This is a genomic window from Streptomyces sp. NPDC006207 (assembly GCF_040613835.1).
GTDB lineage: Bacteria > Actinomycetota > Actinomycetes > Streptomycetales > Streptomycetaceae > Actinacidiphila.
The window spans coordinates 1-1,826 of sequence record NZ_JBEXSX010000151.1 but is presented as its reverse complement, the minus strand read 5'-3'; the positions used below and the strand labels follow the sequence as shown (position 1 = coordinate 1,826).

Sequence of the window (1,826 nt, the reverse complement as noted above, 5' to 3'; positions counted from 1 at the left end):
ATGCCGTCAAGAACAATCCGCCGGCTGCGCTTACGGTGGCCGCCGGACAACGGATGGTCATCGGAGCCGATGGTGTGCCTGGTACGTCCCCGCGCCAGTGCGCGCCCCCAACATGGTCGACGCGAATCACATGCGTTCCGAATGCAACGCCAGCGAGACGGCCAGCAAGGAAACGGTCTTGGTGAATTTCGATGACTTTCGCCGATACGCGGCTTTTATTGATAGATTTCGAGTGAAGTTGGCCGATTTCGAGTCGGCACCATGAACGACTCACGCTGAGAAGCTGAAACCAACGGAATGTCCACGCGTGGCGCACCCGTCCCATCAACCTAGTTCACGGCACGCAGAAACTCCCGCCTATGCTGACTCCGAAAGCCATGTACTGCGCGTTGATTGACCCGGCGCCCAGCCAGCGGTGACCCGCTTATGGACGCAGAGCTGTACCGAGGGTATTCGATTTGGGGACATGCCATCCGGCAGGGCGACGGATTTGCTGCCAGCGGCACCATCACGCGAAACAACAAGCTCGTTGAAACCTCGGGCGTGCTCGGTAGTTTTGAGACGGAGAACGAAGCTGAACTCGCGGGCCTCAGATGGTGCCGAGCGTGGGTGGACAGCCACGGTTGAAAGGGCGTCCATCTCTGCGCGCGGGCGCCCCGCGAATGCTCTTCAGCTATGCACGCCTCCGGCGTTTACCGCACCACTCCATATTGGTTGGGAATGGCCCCAAAAACGGCATGTCGCAACAAATCCTCCTTGGAGGCAGTGCCTTGCGGACCATCATCCTGGTCAATTCCAGAACGGTCAATCGGGCCGATGTCTGCCGGTCCAGTCGGTGCGCCTCCCGTCAACTCAACCGAGACCCGCGTTACTAGATTTCTCTTCGTGAGAGTAAGCAATAATTTCACTAGGAATCTATTTAATGCATATACACGACCGGAATGCGCATGCTTGTCAACGACAAAAATATGTATTTCTCGTTCCCGCACAACCTGGCGGTACCATTCAAGCACTGCCCCCTTCGTTTCTGGTTCTAGCAACCTGACTATAACCGAATCGTGCACTTCGTCCAGCCCCTTATAGACTGTTGGTATATCGTATCCCCACATATATGCACGCGCCGCATTATCTTCCGCGCACAAGATTTTCAACATCAACTGATACCACTCAGGTGATACGTCTGACACCTCGCGTTCCAACAGAGAAATTGCTTTCGCCAAATCGTGATATTCCGGCTTAAACGCAATTCTCAGGCACTCTTGAAGCCCTCCGTCTCCAGCTCCCTGTACGACAGCGGTAGCGCGTTCCGGTCGAAGTGCGTCCAATTCTTTTTCAAGGCTGGCATACCCCCAAAACGTTTTTCCAATATCAGAACTACTGGCAAGGACCTTTTCCGAGCCGAAGCCAATTGCAAAAATAACAATGCGAGCCCGAATAATGCTACTTTTTGAGCCGCCGAGGACATTTATCTCACGCGGCAGGATAACTGTTAGAACTCTTGCGCCACCATAAAGCACACTTTGATGAGACGTTAGCTTTATTCCATTTTCAATCTGAAAAACAGATGAATATTTCAGCTTATATTTATCTAGCTGCGCTTGTAGCTCGTCCGCCAGTGCACTCGCCGCTTTCGGAGCAGAGGGAAAGCGAAGGATAGCGGCATGCGTCGCTGGATTAGGTTTTAGGTCTGGAATATCTGGAAAGCAGTGACTGGAAAAGTGAATTGCTGGCCAATCATAAACGGTCGTGCTCAACAATCTGTCTGTGCCTTTGCGGAGCAACGAAAAGCACTGCCCCTGCGCATCGAGAACAAGCGTCCGCATACC

Annotated in this window: 3 protein-coding genes; 2 read left to right on the top strand and 1 reads right to left on the bottom strand. The window is 53.4% G+C overall.

The genetic code is table 11. The annotated features are described in order from the left end of the window. Positions 1 to 265: hypothetical protein (locus ABZ312_RS45085; RefSeq protein ID WP_500440227.1), on the top strand; the 265-nt coding region annotated here is incomplete at its 5' end. A 161-nt stretch (positions 266 to 426) separates the two neighbouring features. Further along, positions 427 to 627, top strand: coding sequence for a hypothetical protein (locus tag ABZ312_RS45080; protein ID WP_198113257.1), 201 nt, complete (start codon positions 427 to 429; stop codon positions 625 to 627). 65 nt (positions 628 to 692) lie between these two features. Here the strand turns inward: ABZ312_RS45080 and ABZ312_RS45075 are convergent. Further along, the coding region (locus tag ABZ312_RS45075; protein WP_500440226.1) for a hypothetical protein at positions 693 to 1,826 on the bottom strand (1,134 nt) is incomplete at its 5' end.

Bases quoted from the DNA above. Each gene is read 5' to 3' on its own strand.
- ABZ312_RS45080 (WP_198113257.1), top strand. From the start codon at position 427: ATGGACGCAGAGCTGTACCGAGGGTATTCGATTTGGGGACATGCCATC.